Raw genomic sequence first — 17,778 nt, 5'->3', positions numbered from 1 at the left:
CGCGCGTCTCAGCAGATCCGCGGCAACTGCTCGCCGGACAGCCAGTCGACGATACGGCCGCCGCCGAAGCTCGTCGCCATCTGGACGAAGCGGTGATCATCGGCCACCGCTTCGCCGATGTCAGCCGCATCGCGGCCGAGCGGATGCGCCCTCATGGCGGCGAGCACGGCGCCGGCCAGCTCCGGCGCGACCACCGCGACGAGCTTGCCCTCATTGGCGACGTGGAGCGGATCGAGCCCGAGCAGCTCGCAGGCGGCAGCGACCGCAGGCTTCACCGGAATCGCTTCCTCCTGCAGACGGAAGCCGAGATTGGACTGCTGCGCGATCTCGTTCATCGTGGCCGCAACCCCGCCGCGCGTGGGATCGCGCATCAGCCGGATGCCGGCGCCGCCGGCTGCAACCATGTCGGCGACGAGCCCGTGCAGCGAGGCCGAGTCGGAGATGATCTCGGTGTCGAAGGTGAGGTTCTGCCGCCGCGACATGATCGCCACGCCGTGATCACCGAGGCTGCCGGACAACAGCACGCGGTCGCCGGGCCTGGCCTTGTCGGCCGAGAGATCGAGGCCGTCCGGCAGCACGCCGACGCCGGCGGTGGAAATGAACACGCCATCCGCCTTGCCGCGCTCGACCACCTTGGTGTCGCCGGTGATGATCGCAATGCCCGCCTCGCGCGCCGCCTCGCCCATCGCATCGGCGATCCGTTTCAGGTCGGAAAACGCAAACCCCTCCTCGATGATGAAGCTCGCCGACAGATACAGCGGCCTGGCGCCGGCCATGGCGATGTCGTTGACCGTGCCGTGCACCGCCAGCGAGCCGATATTGCCGCCGGGGAAGAACAGCGGCGAGACCACATAGCCGTCGGTCGTCATCACCATGCGGCCGGCGGCGACGTCGAACGCCGACTGGTCGTTGCCACGCGCCAGCCATTCATTGCCGAACGCCTCGTGGAACAGGCCGGCAATCAGTTGCGCCATCGCGCGACCGCCGGCGCCATGCGAGAGATCGACGCAGCCGTTCTTCATGTCGAGCCGGCGCTGATGCATGCTCATGATGCAAGCCTCCGCTGATGGTCGCGGAAGCGGCCATAGGTCCAATGCGCCGCGCAGGCACCTTCCGACGACACCATGCAGGAGCCGATCGGCGTCTCCGGCGTGCAGGCGGTGCCGAACAGCCGGCAGTCCACCGGCTTCTTCAGGCCGCGCAGAATGGCCGGACATTCGCAGGCCGGATTGTCGGCCACAACCAGCTCGGACATGGCAAAGCGCAGCTCGGCGTCGAGATGCGCGAAGGCGGGCCGCAGTTTCAATGCGCTCGCCGGAATGCTGCCGAGGCCGCGCCATTCGAACTGGTCGCGCAGTTCGAAGATCTCGGCGACCTCGCGGATGGCGCGCTGGTTGCCGCTGGCGGTGACGGCGCGACGGTACTGGTTCTCCACCTCGTGGCGGCCGTCATTGACCTGCTCGATCAGCATCAGGATCGCCTGCATCATGTCGAGCGGCTCGAAGCCCGCGATCACGACGGGCTTGCCATCATCGCGCGCGAACGGCGCGTAGGGCTCGGTGCCGATCACGGTCGAGACATGCGCCGGCCCGACGAAGCCGTCGATCTCGACCGTGTCGTCGCTGTCGAGGATCGCGCGCATCGCCGGCGGTGTCAGCACGTGGTTGCAGAACACGGTGAAGTTCGACAGCTGCTTCTTCTCGGCGGCCCGGATCATCACGGCGGTCGGGGGCGTCGTGGTCTCGAAGCCGATGGCGAAGAACACCACCTCGCGACCAGGATTCTGCTCGGCCAGCGCGATCGCATCCAGCGTCGAATACACCATGCGGATGTCGGCGCCGCGCGCTTTCGCCTTGAGCAGCGAGGACCCGCGCGAGCCCGGCACGCGCATCAGGTCGCCATAAACGCAGAGGATGACCTCGGGCCGTTCGGCCAGCGCGGTCGCCATATCGATGCGCCCGGCCGGCAGCACGCAGACCGGACAGCCGGGGCCATGGATCATGCGCACATTGTCGGGCAGCATGTCCTCGAGGCCATAGCGCGCGATCGCATGGGTATGGCCGCCGCAGAACTCCATGAAGCGATAGGCGCGCGCCGGCTCGGCCTTGGCGCGGATGGCGCGCGCAAGACCCGTCGCCAGCTCCTTGTCGCGAAACTCGTCGGCATATTTCATGGTCTGACCTCCGCCACAGCCTCGCCCATCTGCCGGAGCAGGTCGAGCGTCTCGCGCGCCTCCTCCGGATCGATCTTGGCCAGCGCGTGGCCGACATGAAGAATGACGTAGTCGCCGACGGCGATCTCCTCGATCAGCGCGACCGAGACCTCCTTGCTGACACCGTCGATCGAGACGATCGCCATGTCGTCAGGTAGAAGCTTGATCACCTCGGCAGGAATGGCCAGGCACATCAGACGGTCCCTCCAGACATCATGTTGTTTTGTGTGAGATGCAGACCGGCCACCCAGGCCTGCCCGAGGCTGAGGCCGCCGTCATTGGGCGGCAGACGGCGCGGCAGCAGCGGATCGAGGCCTGCGGACCGGCAGCCGCGCACGATCTGTTCGGCCAGATGCGCATTGAGAAAACAGCCGCCGCTCAGCACGATCGTACCGATGCCGGTCGCACGCGAGGCTCTCACGATCCAGTCGACGCAGGCCGCGGCCAACGTGCCGTGAAACAGCCCCGCGGCTTCGACGGCGTCGAGATCACGCGCGATCAGATGCGCGAGCAGCGGCCGCAGCGACAGCACGCCATCGGCAATGGTCCAGCCGCGCTCCAGCGCTGCCGGTTCGCGCACCAGCGCCTCCAGCTTCATGGCCGCCTCGCCTTCGTAGCTCTGCACCGTGGTGACACCGAGCAGTCCGGCCACGGCATCGAACAGCCGGCCGGCGCTGGTGGTGACCGGAGCATCGGCACGATCCAGCAGCATGGAGATGTTGCGCGACTGTGTCTGGGCCGCGAAACGCCGCCCGATCTCGTCACCGCGACCGATGTCGTGCAGCACGGACGCCGCCATCCGCCACGGCTCCCGTGCGGCCCGGTCGCCGCCCGGCATCTTCAACGGTGCGAGATGGCCGACGCGCCGGAAGCCCGCGCCGTCGCAGGACAGCAGCTCACCGCCCCAGGCGCCGCCATCGCTGCCATAGCCGTAGCCATCCAGCACCAGCGCGAGGGCGGGGCTGGTCACGCCATGCTCGGCCATGACGGAGGCCGCATGCGCCTGGTGATGCTGCACCGGCAGCGTCGGCAGACCGTGTGCCTGCGCGAACCGCGTCGACGCCATGTCCGGATGCAGGTCATGAGCGATCGCGACCGGCTGGACATCGAGGATGGCGGTGAGATGCGCAATCGTCTCCTCGAAGAAGCGGATCGCCGCCGCCGTGTCGAGATCTCCGAGATGCTGCGACACGAACGCCTCGTCGCCGCGCGTCACCGTCACCGTCGCCTTCAGCTGAGCGCCGACCGCGAGCACCGGCGGCATGGTGCGCGCGAGCCGGATCGGCTCCGGAACATAGCCGCGCGCACGCCTGACGAAGCGGGGAACGCCGGCCACGACGGCAAGCACGGAATCGTCGGCTCGGATGACGATGTCCCGGTCGTGGGTGACGATCAGATCCGCAATGCCGGCAAGATCCGCGAGCGCCTCGGCGTTGTCGGTCAGCAGCGGCTCCCCGCTCGGATTGGCGCTGGTGCAGACCAGCGCCCATGGTCCGTCGGCAGCCACGCGGCGGCCCGCCTCCAGCACATGGAAGATCAGATGATGCAGCGGAGCGACCGGCAGCATCACCCCGATCTTTGCGAGCCCTGGTGCGACCGAGGACGCAACACGCTGGCGTGAGCGCAACAGCACGATCGGCCGCGCCCCCCGCTCCAGCAGCGCGCGCTCAGGCGCATCGATCTCGGCAATCTCAGTTGCGGCGTCGACCGTGGCCAACATCACGGCAAACGGCTTGCCGTCGCGCTGCTTACGCGCGCGCAGTCGCCGGACCGCCTGCTCATCCTGGGCGTCGCAGAGCAGCTGATAGCCGCCGAGACCCTTGATGGCGACGATCCTGCCATTCGCGAGCGCGGCGGCAATATCATCGATGCCATGGCTGAGCCGCGGACCGCAGCGCGGACACGAGATCGCCTCGGCATGAAAGCGGCGCCCTGCAGGATCTTCGTAGTCGGACCGACACGCCTCACACATCGGAAAGTGCTTCATCGCCGTGGACACGCGATCGTAAGGCAGGCGCTCGGCGATGGTGAAACGGGGGCCGCAATGGGTGCAGTTGACAAAAGGATAGAGATGGAAGCGGCTGCCGGGATCGAACAGCTCGGCCAGGCATGCGGCACAGGTGGCGGCGTCCGGCACGATCCGCGTCGTGACGCGCCCGCCCACGCTCCCGGCGATCCGGAAGCCCGTGCCGATACCGGCCGCGATCGGCTCGACGGCGATGTCGTCGATGCGCGCCAGCGGCGGTGTCTGCCGCGGCAGAGCCTCGACGAATTCGGCGACCTCGTCGCCCTCGACCTCGATCAGCACGCCATCAGCATCGTTGGCGACGAAGCCGCCGAGCCGATGGCGGGTTGCCAGACCATGGACATAGGGACGAAAGCCGACGCCCTGCACGGCCCCGCGGACGCGGAGCCGGAGGCACGTATGGTTCGCCGCCGATGTCCGGCCGGGCGTGCTCATCCCCGCACCGCGTTCGCTGCGCCCGCCCGCATCCGCTCAGACTGCTTCCTGATCCAGGCGTAGAACGCCGAAAGGCCCTCGCCTGTCTTCGCGGAGATCGTCAGTACCTCGATCTTCGGATTGACTCGGCGGGCATATTCGATCGTCTGCGCAAGATCGAAATCGAGCACCGGCGCCAGATCGATCTTGTTGATGAGCATCAGCGATGACGCTGCAAACATGTCGGGATATTTGAGCGGCTTGTCCTCGCCCTCGGTGGTCGAGAACACGACGATCTTGCAGGCCTCGCCGAGATCGAAGGCGGCCGGACATACGAGGTTGCCGACATTCTCGATGAACAGCAGCCCGCCGCGCAGAGCCGGCAGCCGGCCATAGGCCTCGCCGACCATGGCCGCGTCGAGATGACAGCCCTTGCCGGTGTTGATCTGGATCGCCGGCACGCCGGTGGCGCGGATGCGCTCGGCATCGTTGGAGGTCTGCTGGTCGCCCTCGATCACCGCGACGGGCCGACTCTGCTTGAGATCGGAGACGGCGCGGACCAGCAGCGAGGTCTTGCCGGCGCCCGGGCTGGAGACGAAGTTGAATGCCAGCACGTCATGCGCGGCGAAGCGCGCGCGGTTTTCTGCCGCGAGCCGGTTGTTCTTGCCGAGAATGTCGCGTTCGATCTGGATGATGCGCCCGCTGGAGAGACCGGCAACCTCCTGCCCGGCCGGATTGGCCGAACAGTCGACGTGGTCGGCAGCATGATCATGTTGATGATCATGCGCGCGACCGTGATCATGCGGGTCATCATCGTGATGGGGACCATGCTCGTGCTCGTGATCATGATAATGGCCGTGATGGTGATGATGATGTCCGGACTCATCATGGCTGTGATCATGTCCATGAGCATGATGATGCTCGTGATCGTGATGATCATCACCGGATTCGACGGAGGACTTGCCGTCGCTGCAGCCACACACCGTGCACATTACTCGACCTCCAGCTCCTTGACCCGCATGTCCTCACCGCCCGTGACCTGCAGCTGATGACTGCCGCAGGCCGGACAAGACTGATAGCGTTGACTGATCTCGACGCCGCGCGAGCAGCCCAGGCACCATGCCGTGCCCGGCTGTTCGATGATCTCGAGCGCTGCCCCGTGCAACAGGGTTTTCGCGGTCACCGCCTCGAAACAGAATCGCAGCGCCTCCGGCGCGACATGGCTGAGCGCACCGATCTCCAACCACACGGTCTTCACCGTGGAGAAGGCGCCCTTACGTGCCTCCTGCTCGACGATCTCGACGATGCCTTCGCACAGCGCCATCTCATGCATCGGCCATCCCCCGGAACGCCAGGTGATAGCCGACGCAAGGATCGAACGATCCGACCATCGTATGGATGGCCTGGCGATCGACGGTGCCGCGCAGCGCAACCCCCGTGAGGCTCCTCACGACAGGACCGCGCGGGTGAAAATTCCATTCCGTCGGCGCCAGATACTCGAAACGCGAGACCGCGCCGTGCGCATCCAGCTCGATCGCGTGATGCAGCCGGCCGCGCGCGCATTCGACTGCGGCGGCGCCGCGCCGCGCCCCGAGCGCGTAGCTTGCGACGGCATGCGGGTCGGCCGCCTGGTCCTCCGCCTCGCCGGTCTCGATCCAGCGGAACAGCTCAGCAATCTCAGCTATCTTGGCTGAGAGACGTTCGACGGAACCAGCCGATGCCAATTGATGGCGCTCCGCATAGCGGGCCCAGACTCCGGTCTCCGGAACGCGGCCGTCGAGCTCGGGAGCCTCAGCAAAGGCAGATCCCACGTCGATCAATTGCGTGACGATGGCGCCATCATCGGCGGCCGACAGGATGTCATGCTCGGCCGGCATGTGCCTCCATCCTCCATCATCGGCGGCCTTCCGGGCCGCGTCCATCATCGATGCAAGCGGAGTTCCCGGCAGAACCGGCTCCGCTGGCAAGCCTATGCCCAGAGCCACCATGCCCGTCTTGATCTGAGACAAGGTTGCAGCGCGAGATTGCTGCGAGACGCCGGAATGCGTCTGTAGCGCCGCGATCGCCTGCAAGAGCCGTGGCACCGGCTGCGCAGCACTACGATTGTCCGCCATTGAAGCGATCAGCAGACCGCGCATGAGTTCGGCGAAGCGTTCCGTCAGCACGGCCTCGATCCGACGATGACGCGTCGACGGCTTCGCCTGCTCGCCGCGCGCCGCTTCCAGCGCCGAGAGCAGCGCGACCTGATGCGCACCGGCGCACAGCGAGAACAGCCGCGGCAGGGCCGCAAGCAGCATTTCGGCCGGCTTGCCGGCGAACAGCCGTCCCAGCGGCGGCCGCGTGCGCGGCCGAATGTCGACGCCTGTGATCCGCCGATCGGCGACCGACAGCGTCACGTCGATGCGGTTGCGAAAGCCGAGGGTCATGCGCGGCCCTCGGAGAGGGTGCCGCGCAGGAACGCGCGGCGATCGATCGTCGACGCCTTCGCGGCGCGTTCGGACAACGCCTCGTCCTCAGGTGCCGCCATCAGCGCGGCGAGCGCGGCCTCCGCCGCGGCACGCGCCGCGGCCATGTCCGCGAACTCGAACATCGGCGAGAACAGCGAGCAGCTCGCGATCCGCCCGATCCCGGCGATATCGCCGATCGTGAACTCGAACGAGCCGGCCGGAAGCACGATCTTGACGACGGATCCCGCGGAGTCCTGGGCGGCCGGAGTGACCACGTTCATGAACCAGGGCGTGACGACGATGCCGAGGATGCGGCCCTCAACCACCGAAAATCCGATCGCCTCGACGTCGAGCGCGTCGTGATAGATCGGCAGCTCGCGCATCGCACGCGCGCCGATCCCACGATAGACGCCGGCGAGACGCTCGCCCCACGCGACCGGCGTGACGTCAGACGTGCCCTGCGCGTCCGCGCTCATTGCTCGACCACCATGAACTTGGTCTTCGGCGCGTCGCAGTTCGGGCAATGCCAGTCGTCCGGCAGCGCCGCGAACGGCGTGCCCGGCGCAATCTGCGCGACGCCGTCACCGTCGGCCGGATCGTAGCGCGTCCAGCAGATGCCGCACTCCAACAGCGCGTCATCAGCGAGATCGCTGCGGACACCGTAATTCTCGAAGCCGCCGTTCATGTGAAATAGGCCTCGATGATCTGGGTCAGGCGCTCGGCCGAATCCTCGAAATCCTCGGCCGCGGCGAGCGCGACCACCGGCACGCCGCCGACTTCGAGGGTGTCGAGAATGATCGTATCCATGGCGTTGAAGAATTGCACCGACCAGACATGGCGGATGCCGGTCGCGAGCACGCGGCAGGTGCCGTAGCCGCGCGACATCAACTGGATCGGGCCGTTGCCGAGCGTCTGCTGCAGGAAGCTCATGTCGGCCGGGCTCATCGGCAGCAGCGTGAAGTTGATGGTCTGCGAGCGCTGGCCCGGTCGCCAGGACAGCGCGCGCTCGCGGATCTCGGCGAGCACCGGCAGCGCGTTCATCGTGCCCTCGGGCACCGGTCCGATCGCGATGTCATTTGCGGTCAGGTCGGCGGCCGCGCGCGACACGATCTCCGGCACGGCGCCGACTTCGATGTAGTCGTGGCGCTCATCCGCTTCCAGCCGCACCCGCCAGATGCCGGCGAGCACCGATTCCTGGATCTGGGCGAGCGTCCCGTCGGGAAGAGCCACGACGCCCGCGACCTCGCCCTCGCCCAGCACGTCGTCGATCAGCCGCCGCTCGAGATCGTTGAGGCCTTCGAGACGGAATAATTGCGTCAGTGCGCCGGCCGTCTGCGCCGCGGTGGCGGATGCAATCGTCGACAGCAGTTCGACCGCGCGCGGACAGCTCCGCGCCAGCGCCTCCGAGTCGAGCGAGGCCAGCTTGGCCAGCGCTCCGGAGGCGGTCAGCCCCTTGTGGGAGGTATCGAGCGCCTCTTCGCCGATCGGAAAGATGTTGACCGGCTCCTCGGCTCCTTCAGGCGCGATCCAGAATCCCGGCTTCATCGCTCGACTCCCGCAGGCTGATGGACTGGGACGATGCTGGCGACGACCGCCGCCGTCGCGCCCTGCGGCCGGTCGATCAGCCGCGAGATGCGATCGACATAAACAGACCAGTCCTGGATCTTGGCGATCAGGCCGAGCGTCTCTCCCCCGCGGCACAGGATCAGGCTCGGCTGCACACGCACGCCGAATCGCGCCCCGATCTCGGCCTCCGCTTCGCGCGCGACGACCGCGCCGCGCAGCCGGCCCTGAAACGCCGTGATCAGCTCCGGCAGCACGATGGCCACGTCCAGTGCCTCTGGAAACCGCGCGGGATCCCCGGCCGACAGCAGCACGGTGACAAGCCCGGCGCAATCAGCCTCGGAGAGAAAGGCATCGACGGTGCCGGTATCGACCTCCGGCAACCCGCCTCGCGCGCGCGCGGGGTCACGCTGCTGCATTTCCATCGGTGTTTCTCCCTGACCAGTTATCGTTGCCATATTCCCCATGATCAGCAATCGACGTGCCAGACGCCCACGCGGGGCCAAGAATGCTCAAGGCATTGAAATATATTAAGTTTTTATTGCAACTAAAGGATTGCGCGAGAAATCGGAAAGGTGCTTTCCAGGCAAGGCCTGCAAACTTACTTCGTCTGTGGAAATCTTGTTATCAGCAATTTGGCGATGCCCGAGGGCATGACGCCGCTACCGCAAATGCTCCGGAAGCTCCGGCTCGCGCCCGATCAGATCCGCGAAGAAGTCATCGCAATTCTCGCCGTTCACGGCCGCCTGCAGGCCGCGCAGCGCTTCGCCGATCAGCCGCGCCTCTTCGTCATCGAGCAAGCGAACGGCGTTGTCGATATAGACGAGCACCTTGGCCCCCACTGGCGGGTTCGACAGCAGCAACACCGAGACGCGGCGCTCCTCGCCGTCGAAGCTGCACAGCGCCGAGACGCCATCGGTCTCGAGGATTGTCATCGGCAGGCCAAGACACATGGCGGATTCCCTCGCGGCGCGGTCAATCGGCCGGGCGCGCCCGCAGCTCGTAGCTATGATGGTCGATGTCGTTGGCAAGCAGGCGTTCGTCGCCGGCGAGCGGTTCACGCCGCGACACGGCCGGCGAGCCCCATTCCGCCAGGAGGGTGCAGGCCAGCTCGATCGCCGGCGCGATCTGCGCACGAACCGGCGCAGTCAGCGGGCCACCCCAATCCTCAAGGTCGAGCGGCTGGCAGCCGATCAGCGCAAGCCGCTGCGGATAGCGGCCGAGCAAGTCGGCCGCGCTCAGTACTTCCTGAAAGCCCGTCTGGTGCAGGCTCATCTTCTTGGCGCCGGTGAAGCGCGGCACCTCGTCGTCGCGGACGAGCTTGAGCTCGCCCGGCACCAGGCCATAGTCGATGGCGTCGAACACGATCAGGCCGTCGGCTTCCTCGACATAGTTGACGAGGTAAAGCCCCTGCGTGCCGCCATCGAGGATCGTGACGTTGTCGGGCACGGTGAAGCGGCGGTGGAATTCCTCCACCACCCGCACGCCAAAGCCTTCGTCCGCCCAGAGAATGTTGCCGATCCCGAGCACCAGAATGCGATCGCGCCCGCGCTCATCGACCATGCCGGCTCCCCCTGCTACTCGCGGAACTGTCGCTCGCCCGAGATCATCGAGGAGATGATGCTCTGACGTGACATGATGTCTTCGCGAATGGCGGCATAGACGTGTACCATCACGAAGGTGACCAGCGCCCACATCCCGAGATGATGCCAGGTGTGGACGTCCTGGCTGTTCGGCCAGATCGCGAACACCCAACCGAACAATTTGTGCTGCCAACTGTCGATGCCGGTGCCTTCCGAATAGAGCGCAAAGCCGGTGATGATCATGAAGGTCACGAACAGCGTGAAGCCGGTAAACATGGCTGTCTGCGCCAGGGGATTATGGCCGACATACATCTTCGGCTCACGCTCGAGGAAAGCGTACCAGCGGATCTCGTGCAGCACCTCCTTCCAGAACTGCTTGCGGTGCACCGGAATGTAGAAGATCTGCCGGGAATGGTGGTTGCCGACGAAGGCCCAGAAGATGCGGGCAAGGAAGAACACCGCCAGCACCTGTCCGGCCGCGAAATGGGCAAAGCGGATGTAGCCCATCACGAAATTCGCCGACGCCTCGCCTTCGACGCTGGGGAGCGGAGTCCCGATCAGATAGCCGGTGATCATCAGCACGACGATCGCGAACGCATTCACCCAATGGCAGATGCGCACTGGTGCTTCGTACACATAGACCGTGGGCCGGCCGACCGCGTGTTCACCGGCGGCGTCGGCCGCGATCGCCGCAAGGTTGGGCTCTGCCTCGGCGGGACGTGCAATGGCATCCATCATGGTGCGTCTCCCACTACCTGACCGTGACCGTCGCCATTTGCTGGCCGTCCGGGCTCATCACGTGGGTCGAGCACGCGAGGCACGGATCGAACGAATGGATCGTGCGCAGGATCTCCAGCGGCTTCTCCGGATCCGCCATCGGCGTATCCATCAGGGAGGCCTCGAAGGCGCCGATATTGCCCTTGGGATCGCGCGGCGAGCCGTTCCAGGTCGTCGGCACGACACACTGGTAGTTGTCGATCTTGGTGTCCTTGATCTTGATCCAGTGCGCCAGCGCGCCGCGCGGCGCCTCGGTGAAGCCGTAGCCCTTGGCCTCCTTCGGCCAGCTCTCCGGCTTCCACTTCTCGATGTTCGCGGTCGAGGAATCGCCGGCCTTGATGCGTGCCACCAACTTGTCCTGGAAGTAGCGCATCTGGTTCGCCGCCCATTCGCATTCGAGCGCCCGTGCCGCGGTGCGGCCAAGCGTGGAGAACAGCGCTGTGACCGGCAGGTTCAGCGTCTTCAGAAGCCTGTCGGTCGGCTCCTTGAACTCCGGTCGCCCTTGCGCATAACCAATGATGTAGCGCGCCAGCGGTCCGACCTCGACCGCGTTGCCGCGCCAGCGCGGCGCCTTGATCCAGGAATATTTTCCGCCCTCGTCGAGCTCCTTGATGTCCGTCTTGGTGCCCTTGGCGTTGGGGCCGAGCTGGTAGTTCGGCTCAGTGACGCCGTCCCAGGGATGCAGCCCCTTGCTCTCGTCGGGATATTTGTACCAGGAGTGGGTGACGAACTCCTGGATCTGCTCGGGGTCGCCGTGATCGATCGGCAGGATCTCGTTCAGATTCCCGTTGAGGATCACGCCACGCGGCAGCTTGAGATTCTTCCCTGAATAATCGTTCGCATTCTCCGGAATGTCGCCGTAGGACATCACGTTCTTGCCGGAGAGACCGCCGCCATAGAGCCAGTCCTTGTAGAAGGAGCCGATCGCCGCCACGTCGGGCAGATAGACCTTCTGCACGAACTCGATCGAGCGATCGATGATCGAGGAGACGAGGTTCAGCCGCTCCATGTTGATCGCACCGACCGCGCCGGTGCCGTCGACATTGATCGCACACGGCACGCCGCCGACCAGCCAGTTCGGATGCGGGTTCTTACCGCCGTAGATGGTGTGGATCTTGACGATCTCCTTCTGGAAGTCGAGCGCTTCCAGATAGTGCGCCACCGCCATCAGGTTCGCCTCCGGCGGCAGCTTGTAGGCCGCATGACCCCAATAGGCGTTCTTGAACGGACCGAGCTGACCGGACTCGACGAACTTGGTCAGCCGGATCTGCAGGTCCTTGAAATAGCCCGGCGAGGACAGCGGCCAGTCCGAGACCGACTGCGCCAGCGCCGAGGTCGCCTTTGGATCGGCCTTGAGCGCCGAGACCACGTCGACCCAGTCGAGCGCATGCAGATGATAGAAGTGCACGAGGTGATCGTGCACCTGCAGGCAGAGCTGCATGATGTTGCGGATCGAGTTGGCATTATCGGGGATCATGATCCCCAGCGCGTTCTCGACCGCGCGGACCGAGGTCAGCGCGTGCGTGCCGGTGCAGACGCCGCAGATCCGCTCGGTGAAGGCCCAGGCGTCGCGCGGATCGCGGTTCCGCAGGATGGTCTCGATGCCGCGCCACATGGTGCCGGTCGAGACCGCGTTGCGGATCACGTTATTGGAATCGACATTCACCTCGACGCGCAGATGGCCCTCGATGCGCGTCAGCGGATCGACGACGACACGCTTGCCGGAATTGTCGAGATTGAAGCCGTTGGGAGTCTGGATGCCCATCGTTGCCTGCCCTGAATTCGATTAATGATCTTGCTTGGCGTCGTCGCGCTTGCCGGCGAGCCGCTTCACGGCCGTCACCGCCGCGTGCGCCGCAACCGCTGCGCCCACCGTGCCCGCGGCCACCATGCCGACCTGGTCGGCGTTGTGCTCGATGCCGAACTGCTTGATGTTGGTGAGGCGGTCGTAGAACGAGCCCTTGTCCCAGAAGCCGTCCTCCGAGCAGCCGATGCAGCCGTGACCGGACTGGATCGGGAACGACACGCCGCCGTTCCAGCGCACCGTCGAGCAGGCGTTGTAGGTGGTCGGGCCCTTGCAGCCCATCTTGTAGAGGCAGTAGCCCTTGCGCGCGGCCTCGTCGTCCCACTCCTCGACGAACTGGCCGGCGTCGAAATGCGGTCGGCGATAGCACTTGTCGTGGATACGCTGTGAGTAGAACATCTTCGGCCGGCCCTGGCGGTCGAGCTCGGGCAGCTTGCCGAACGTGGTGATGAAGGTGACGACGCCGGTCATGACCTCGGCGATCGGCGGGCAGCCCGGCACCTTGATGATCGGCTTGTTGGTGATGACCTTGTCGATCGGCGTCGCCTGCGTCGGATTCGGCTTCGCCGCCTGCACGCAGCCCCAGGACGCGCAGGCGCCCCAGGCGATGATCGCCATGGCGTCCTCGGCCATCATCTTGAGCTTCTCGACGAACGGCTTGCCGCCATCGATGCAGAACATGCCGCCCTCGTTCAGCGGCGGATTGCCCTCGACCGCAAGAATGTACTGTCCCTTGTACTTCGCACGCGTCTCTTCGAGGATGGCCTCCGCCTGGTGGCCGGCCGCCGCCATGATGGTGTCGTCATAGTCGAGCGAGATCATCGACAGCACGGCATCCTTCACCAGCGGATGAGCCGAGCGGATGAAGCTCTCCGAGCAACACGTGCATTCGAGCCCGTGCATCCAGATCACCGGCGTGCGCGGCTTGGTTTCGAGCGCGTTGGCGATGCGGCTGGCCGCGAGCGGCCCGAGGCCGAGGCTCGTTGCGGTGAGGCTGCAGAACTTGTGAAAGCTGCGCCGCGTGATGCCCTGACGCCTGATGACGCTGTAAAAAGTTTCCGTTGCCGCGCCCATGAGTCCTCCCCTGACATCGCGTTGGCGATCATCTGATCGCGTTCTGGCGAGAAGGACAGCAAGATGCGGGCCAGCATCATTGCTGGATTTGAATCATAATGATTCCAGATGCTTGCAGCAGCGAGGCCGCGGTCGTGGATCCTTGGAAGGCGGATCGCGCGCGATAATCGGAAATCACGCGCTTTGCACCGACAAGCTTGTTTCCGCCCGCTGCCTGCCCGTGTGCAGCGCGCTCAATGGGCCGTGCAGACCATGCAGGGATCGAACGACCGCACGACGTGCTGAATGCCGACCGCACGCGCGCCGGCGGTGCCGACCTCAGTGCCGACCAGCGCCTGTTCGAGCGGGCCCGCGACCCCATCCGCGTCGCGCGGAGAGAAATTCCAGCTCGTCGGCGCGATGATCTGATAGCGCTCGATCCGGCCGGAGCGCAACGCGAGCCAGTGGCCGAGGCTGCCGCGCGCAGCTTCCACGAGCCCGACGAAATTGCCGTCGGCCGCGCTGGCGCTGTTGTCGCAGAACGGCTCGTTGAGACGCAGCCCCTTGATCCAGTGCTCGATCGACAGCGCGAGCCGCGCAGTTTCGATCAGCCGGGCGATGACACGATTGCGGACGTTGCTGCGACCGCTCGCGAGCAGCGTAGTGATCAACGGCTGACCGTCGATGGCCTGCCTTGCGAGAGCGCCGACCTCGACCGGTTCTCCCGCGAGACGCGGCGCCTTGCACCAGCTATAGGCGTCGGCTTTGTCGGCATCGGGCACGGTGCGGCTCTCGGCCGGATCGAGCGACGTATCGTGCATCCAGGCGTGCGAGACGTCCTCGGTGATGCCGTCCGACGGCAAAGCGTGGACCTCGCCGCTGCTCGTGCGGACACCAGCGCGAAAACGAGCCCCATTGAAGTCGTGATACGCGCCGAAGCTCATCAAGAGACCTGGTCCGCTGCCGAGGTCGGCCAGCGCGAGCGCATCGGCCAGCCGAAGGAAATGCGCGAAGTCGCCGGCGCGGCCCTCGCGCCAACGGTCGAGTTCGTCCGGCGTCGACAAGGCGAGTACGTTCTCCAACTTGTCGGCGAACAGGACGCGCTCAAGGAAACCGCGAAACGACGCCGCGATCGCGTTGAGCCGCACGCGCTCGCCGAGCTCGATCGCGCGCGTCGTCCCGCCTGGCTGGAAGGCGAGACTGTGCGGCCATTTGCCGGCGATCAGGCCCATGATCTCGAGCAGCCGCGCGCGGGCAGGCAACGCATCGCGGGCCGCGCTGCCCTTCGTCGCCGCGAAGCGCTCGGCCGTAGCCGAATGCCAGGCATGCGAGGCGTAGGCGTCGCGGGCGAAGTCCGGCATGAAGAAGATGTAGAAGTGCGTCAGATGGTCCGCTGCGTTCTCGGCCGCGTGCGCGATGTTGGCCGCGAGGACGCCGTTTGGCGCTGCCGCAATACCCATGGCCTGGCGCAACGCCGCGGCGGCGGCGATCGATTGCGACACCGAGCAGATGCCGCAGATTCGCGGTGCGATCACCAGGGCGTCCAGCGGCGGCCGCCCCTCCAGGATCTGCTCGAAACCGCGATAGAGCGGCGCCGTCACCTCTGCCCTGGTGACGCGACCGCTCTCGATATCGAGCCTGACCTCGAGATCGCCTTCGACACGATTGAACGGTCCGACCGTGATCCGCGTCATGGACGGCGCTTGTCGCCGGCACGGCCCGGCGGCACCACGACATGATCCGCCGTCGCATTGACTCGGACGCGACGCGGCGTGGCCGATTTCGACAGCGCTGCGAGCGCGACGAACCAGGCCTTGGGCATGTCGGTCGGAAGCCCCACGGGAATGCCGGCGAGCTTGGCCGTCTGCAGATAGTTCTGCGCGCTCTCGAAGCCCGGCGAGGTGCAGGCGATGCAGGCGTAGCCGCCCTTGGTGCAGGAGCCGCCGCCGTTCCACGAGCGCTGATTGCAGTCGCCGACCGCTTGCGTTGCGCGGCAGCCGAGATGCTCCATCAGGCAGCCGCGCTCCGACATCGTCTCCGCGCTCGCCTTGAACTCGTAGAACTCGTTGCGCGAGCAGCCGTGATGCGCCAGGTGATTGGCGATGAAGGTCGGACGGCCGACTGCGTCGAGGCCGTCTGCCGACAGATCGCCCGAGGTGAGCGCCAGCAGGCTTTCCATCATCCAACCCGGATGCGGCGCACAGCCTGCGACGTTGATCACCGGCAGCCCGCGTTTCGAGCGGAAGCCCGCGCCGAGCGCGCCGCCGATGTCGCTGCCCTCGAACTGCAATCCGACCGCATCGGTCGGGTTGATGCCGGCAGCAGGAATGCCGCCATAGGCGGCGCAACTGCCGACGGCAACGACGTAGTCGGCCAGCGGCGCCAGATCGAGCAGCCAGTGATAGATCGAGCGGTTGGTGCCGGCGAGCATGTTGAAGCGGCCGGTCAGGCCAGGTCCGCGCGCCACCGAGCCTTCGAGCACCAGCAGATCGAGCCGCTCGCGACCGTCGCGGATCGCCTCCAACAGCTCCACCACCTCGTCTCCGGTCTGCTCGCTGACGGAGGGATGCCATACCAGATCGATGCCGGATTGGCGCAGCTCGTCGAACCAGCCGGACGCGCCGCTTTCCAGGATCGACATCGTGCAGCCGCCGCAGCTCGCACCCTGCAGCCATAGCATCCTGATCGTTCCCTCAGAGCCGACCATCATAAGGCCCCGCTCCTAGCCCGTCTTAAGCGTTCCGCTTCGTATCACCGGCGGGTTTAGCGCCCCCGCATGAACACTGGCAAGCGCTTCCCCGGGGATAGCCTCGGAACCGCGCTGGCTGCGACCGAGCAGCATGGCGACCGCCCAGATCAGTCCGAACAGGCCAATCGCGACGATCCCGAGATTGGCGACATCGTCGCCCAGCGCGGTGGCGACCCCCGTCCATCCCCCGGTCAGGCCAAGCCGCGGCGCCAACAGCGTGATCGCCTCGAAGCCGCCGATCACCAGCGCGATGGCAACGGATGCGCCGGTGATCACGAGGTTATAGCGCAGCTTGCGTGCGGGATCGGTCAGCGCCCAGCGATAGGCGCCCGCCATCAGCATGCTGTCGGCGGTGTCGACGGTGGCCATCGCAGCCGCGAACAGCGCCGGAAACACCAGGACATGGGCGAGGCTCGCGCCGCGCGCTGCCTCGGTTGCCGACAGGCTGAGAAGCCCGATCTCGCTCGCAGTGTCGAAGCCGAGACCGAACAGGAAACCGAGCGGATACATGTGCCAGGCGCGTCCCACCAGGCGGAGCACCGGGCGCAGCAGGCGGATGAGGATGCCCCGTCCGGAGCTTCCGGCGGTTTCCATCTCGGACTGCGGCTGTGCGGCGCGGCGCCAGAGGTTCACGAACAGAATGAGGTTCGCCAACGCGATCAGCAGCAGGAAGCCGGCCGACACCGACGTGCCGATGACGCCGCCGATCGCCCTGATCGCGCTCTCTTCATCCAGGAGGTCGGCGCCGGCGATGAGGCTCACGACGATGGTGGCGATGACGACGACGCTGGAATGGCCGAGCGCAAAATACAGGCCGGCGGCGCGCGGGGCGCTACCGTCCTGCACCAGCTTCCGCACGACGTTGTCGATCGCCGCGATGTGATCCGCATCGACCGCATGGCGCAGTCCGAGCAGCCAGGCCAGCATCGCGGTGCCGACGATGGCGGGCCGGTCGGCGTAGAGCGCGAACGCCCAGGCCCAGGCGAGCGCGTTGGCGGCGACCAGCCCGCCGACGAGCGCAACGTTGCGGCCGGGCTGCGATCGCCACCACAGCAGCCGAGGGGCACGAGGATGATCAATTTGAACAATCGTCATACTCGGACTATAGCAAGAGCCAGGCCAGTTCGGTAAAGCCCCCCGCTGCAGGCAA

19 protein-coding genes are annotated in these 17,778 nt (G+C 66.2%); all 19 read right to left on the bottom strand.

The features are described 5' to 3' along the window. Positions 1 to 8 precede the first annotated feature (8 nt). The 19 genes from hypE to QW861_RS05960 all read right to left on the bottom strand — a co-directional run bounded on the left by hypE (position 9) and on the right by QW861_RS05960 (position 17,723). Positions 9 to 1,049 (bottom strand): hydrogenase expression/formation protein HypE, encoded by a 1,041-nt coding sequence (gene hypE, locus QW861_RS06050; RefSeq protein ID WP_315825305.1) that lies wholly within the window; start codon positions 1,047 to 1,049, stop codon positions 9 to 11. After that, a complete protein-coding gene (hypD, locus tag QW861_RS06045) occupies positions 1,046 to 2,173 on the bottom strand; it encodes a hydrogenase formation protein HypD (protein WP_315825306.1) in 1,128 nt (375 codons plus the stop codon). Before hypD ends, hypE begins: the two co-directional genes overlap by 4 nt. Continuing rightward, positions 2,170 to 2,406 carry a HypC/HybG/HupF family hydrogenase formation chaperone gene (locus QW861_RS06040; protein ID WP_315713487.1) on the bottom strand — a complete coding sequence of 79 codons (237 nt, stop codon included), beginning with the start codon at positions 2,404 to 2,406 and terminating at the stop codon, positions 2,170 to 2,172. The genes hypD and QW861_RS06040 overlap by 4 nt, the downstream gene beginning before the upstream one ends. Then, positions 2,406 to 4,673, bottom strand: a complete 2,268-nt coding sequence (gene hypF / locus QW861_RS06035) for a carbamoyltransferase HypF (protein ID WP_316172368.1) — start codon at positions 4,671 to 4,673, stop codon at positions 2,406 to 2,408. Before hypF ends, QW861_RS06040 begins: the two co-directional genes overlap by 1 nt. After that, complete coding sequence (gene hypB / locus QW861_RS06030; protein WP_315752376.1) at positions 4,670 to 5,644, bottom strand: hydrogenase nickel incorporation protein HypB; 975 nt, start codon at positions 5,642 to 5,644, stop codon at positions 4,670 to 4,672. The genes hypF and hypB overlap by 4 nt, the downstream gene beginning before the upstream one ends. Then, positions 5,644 to 5,985 carry a hydrogenase maturation nickel metallochaperone HypA gene (gene hypA, locus QW861_RS06025; protein ID WP_315752375.1) on the bottom strand — a complete coding sequence of 114 codons (342 nt, stop codon included), beginning with the start codon at positions 5,983 to 5,985 and terminating at the stop codon, positions 5,644 to 5,646. Before hypA ends, hypB begins: the two co-directional genes overlap by 1 nt. Further along, positions 5,978 to 7,078 (bottom strand): nickel-dependent hydrogenase large subunit, encoded by a 1,101-nt coding sequence (locus QW861_RS06020; protein ID WP_315752374.1) that lies wholly within the window; start codon positions 7,076 to 7,078, stop codon positions 5,978 to 5,980. The genes hypA and QW861_RS06020 overlap by 8 nt, the downstream gene beginning before the upstream one ends. Beyond that, positions 7,075 to 7,575: a [NiFe]-hydrogenase assembly chaperone HybE gene (gene hybE, locus QW861_RS06015; protein WP_315752373.1), complete on the bottom strand. Its 501-nt coding sequence runs from the start codon at positions 7,573 to 7,575 to the stop codon at positions 7,075 to 7,077. The genes QW861_RS06020 and hybE overlap by 4 nt, the downstream gene beginning before the upstream one ends. Next, entirely contained in the window at positions 7,572 to 7,784 is a 213-nt protein-coding gene (locus tag QW861_RS06010; RefSeq protein ID WP_315752372.1) for a rubredoxin, read from the bottom strand. The genes hybE and QW861_RS06010 overlap by 4 nt, the downstream gene beginning before the upstream one ends. Beyond that, positions 7,781 to 8,644, bottom strand: coding sequence for a hydrogenase expression/formation protein (locus QW861_RS06005; RefSeq protein WP_315752371.1), 864 nt, complete (start codon positions 8,642 to 8,644; stop codon positions 7,781 to 7,783). Before QW861_RS06005 ends, QW861_RS06010 begins: the two co-directional genes overlap by 4 nt. Continuing rightward, positions 8,641 to 9,087, bottom strand: coding sequence for a hydrogenase accessory protein (locus tag QW861_RS06000; RefSeq protein ID WP_315752485.1), 447 nt, complete (start codon positions 9,085 to 9,087; stop codon positions 8,641 to 8,643). Before QW861_RS06000 ends, QW861_RS06005 begins: the two co-directional genes overlap by 4 nt. Positions 9,088 to 9,324: 237 nt before the next feature. Beyond that, positions 9,325 to 9,615, bottom strand: coding sequence for a HypC/HybG/HupF family hydrogenase formation chaperone (locus tag QW861_RS05995; protein WP_315736711.1), 291 nt, complete (start codon positions 9,613 to 9,615; stop codon positions 9,325 to 9,327). Between the two features lie 22 nt (positions 9,616 to 9,637). After that, positions 9,638 to 10,225: a HyaD/HybD family hydrogenase maturation endopeptidase gene (locus QW861_RS05990; RefSeq protein ID WP_315752370.1), complete on the bottom strand. Its 588-nt coding sequence runs from the start codon at positions 10,223 to 10,225 to the stop codon at positions 9,638 to 9,640. 14 nt (positions 10,226 to 10,239) lie between these two features. Further along, positions 10,240 to 10,983, bottom strand: a complete 744-nt coding sequence (gene cybH, locus QW861_RS05985) for a Ni/Fe-hydrogenase, b-type cytochrome subunit (protein WP_315752369.1) — start codon at positions 10,981 to 10,983, stop codon at positions 10,240 to 10,242. 13 nt (positions 10,984 to 10,996) lie between these two features. Continuing rightward, on the bottom strand, positions 10,997 to 12,787 hold the full coding sequence (locus QW861_RS05980) for a nickel-dependent hydrogenase large subunit (protein ID WP_315713498.1): 1,791 nt from the start codon (positions 12,785 to 12,787) through the stop codon (positions 10,997 to 10,999). A gap of 21 nt (positions 12,788 to 12,808) precedes the next feature. Continuing rightward, positions 12,809 to 13,900 (bottom strand): hydrogenase small subunit, encoded by a 1,092-nt coding sequence (locus tag QW861_RS05975; RefSeq protein ID WP_315713499.1) that lies wholly within the window; start codon positions 13,898 to 13,900, stop codon positions 12,809 to 12,811. Between the two features lie 233 nt (positions 13,901 to 14,133). Then, complete coding sequence (locus QW861_RS05970; protein WP_316192817.1) at positions 14,134 to 15,573, bottom strand: nickel-dependent hydrogenase large subunit; 1,440 nt, start codon at positions 15,571 to 15,573, stop codon at positions 14,134 to 14,136. Then, entirely contained in the window at positions 15,570 to 16,586 is a 1,017-nt protein-coding gene (locus tag QW861_RS05965; protein ID WP_315752484.1) for a HupU protein, read from the bottom strand. Before QW861_RS05965 ends, QW861_RS05970 begins: the two co-directional genes overlap by 4 nt. Before the next feature lie 15 nt (positions 16,587 to 16,601). Continuing rightward, entirely contained in the window at positions 16,602 to 17,723 is a 1,122-nt protein-coding gene (locus QW861_RS05960) for a HoxN/HupN/NixA family nickel/cobalt transporter (RefSeq protein ID WP_315752367.1), read from the bottom strand. Between the last annotated feature and the right edge of the window lie 55 nt (positions 17,724 to 17,778).

The sequence above is a fragment of the Bradyrhizobium sp. SZCCHNRI1029 genome (genome assembly GCF_032487555.1).
In the GTDB taxonomy this organism is placed as follows: domain Bacteria; phylum Pseudomonadota; class Alphaproteobacteria; order Rhizobiales; family Xanthobacteraceae; genus Bradyrhizobium.
The sequence above is the reverse complement of the archived record's forward strand: the minus strand, read 5'-3'. Positions and strand labels throughout refer to the sequence as shown.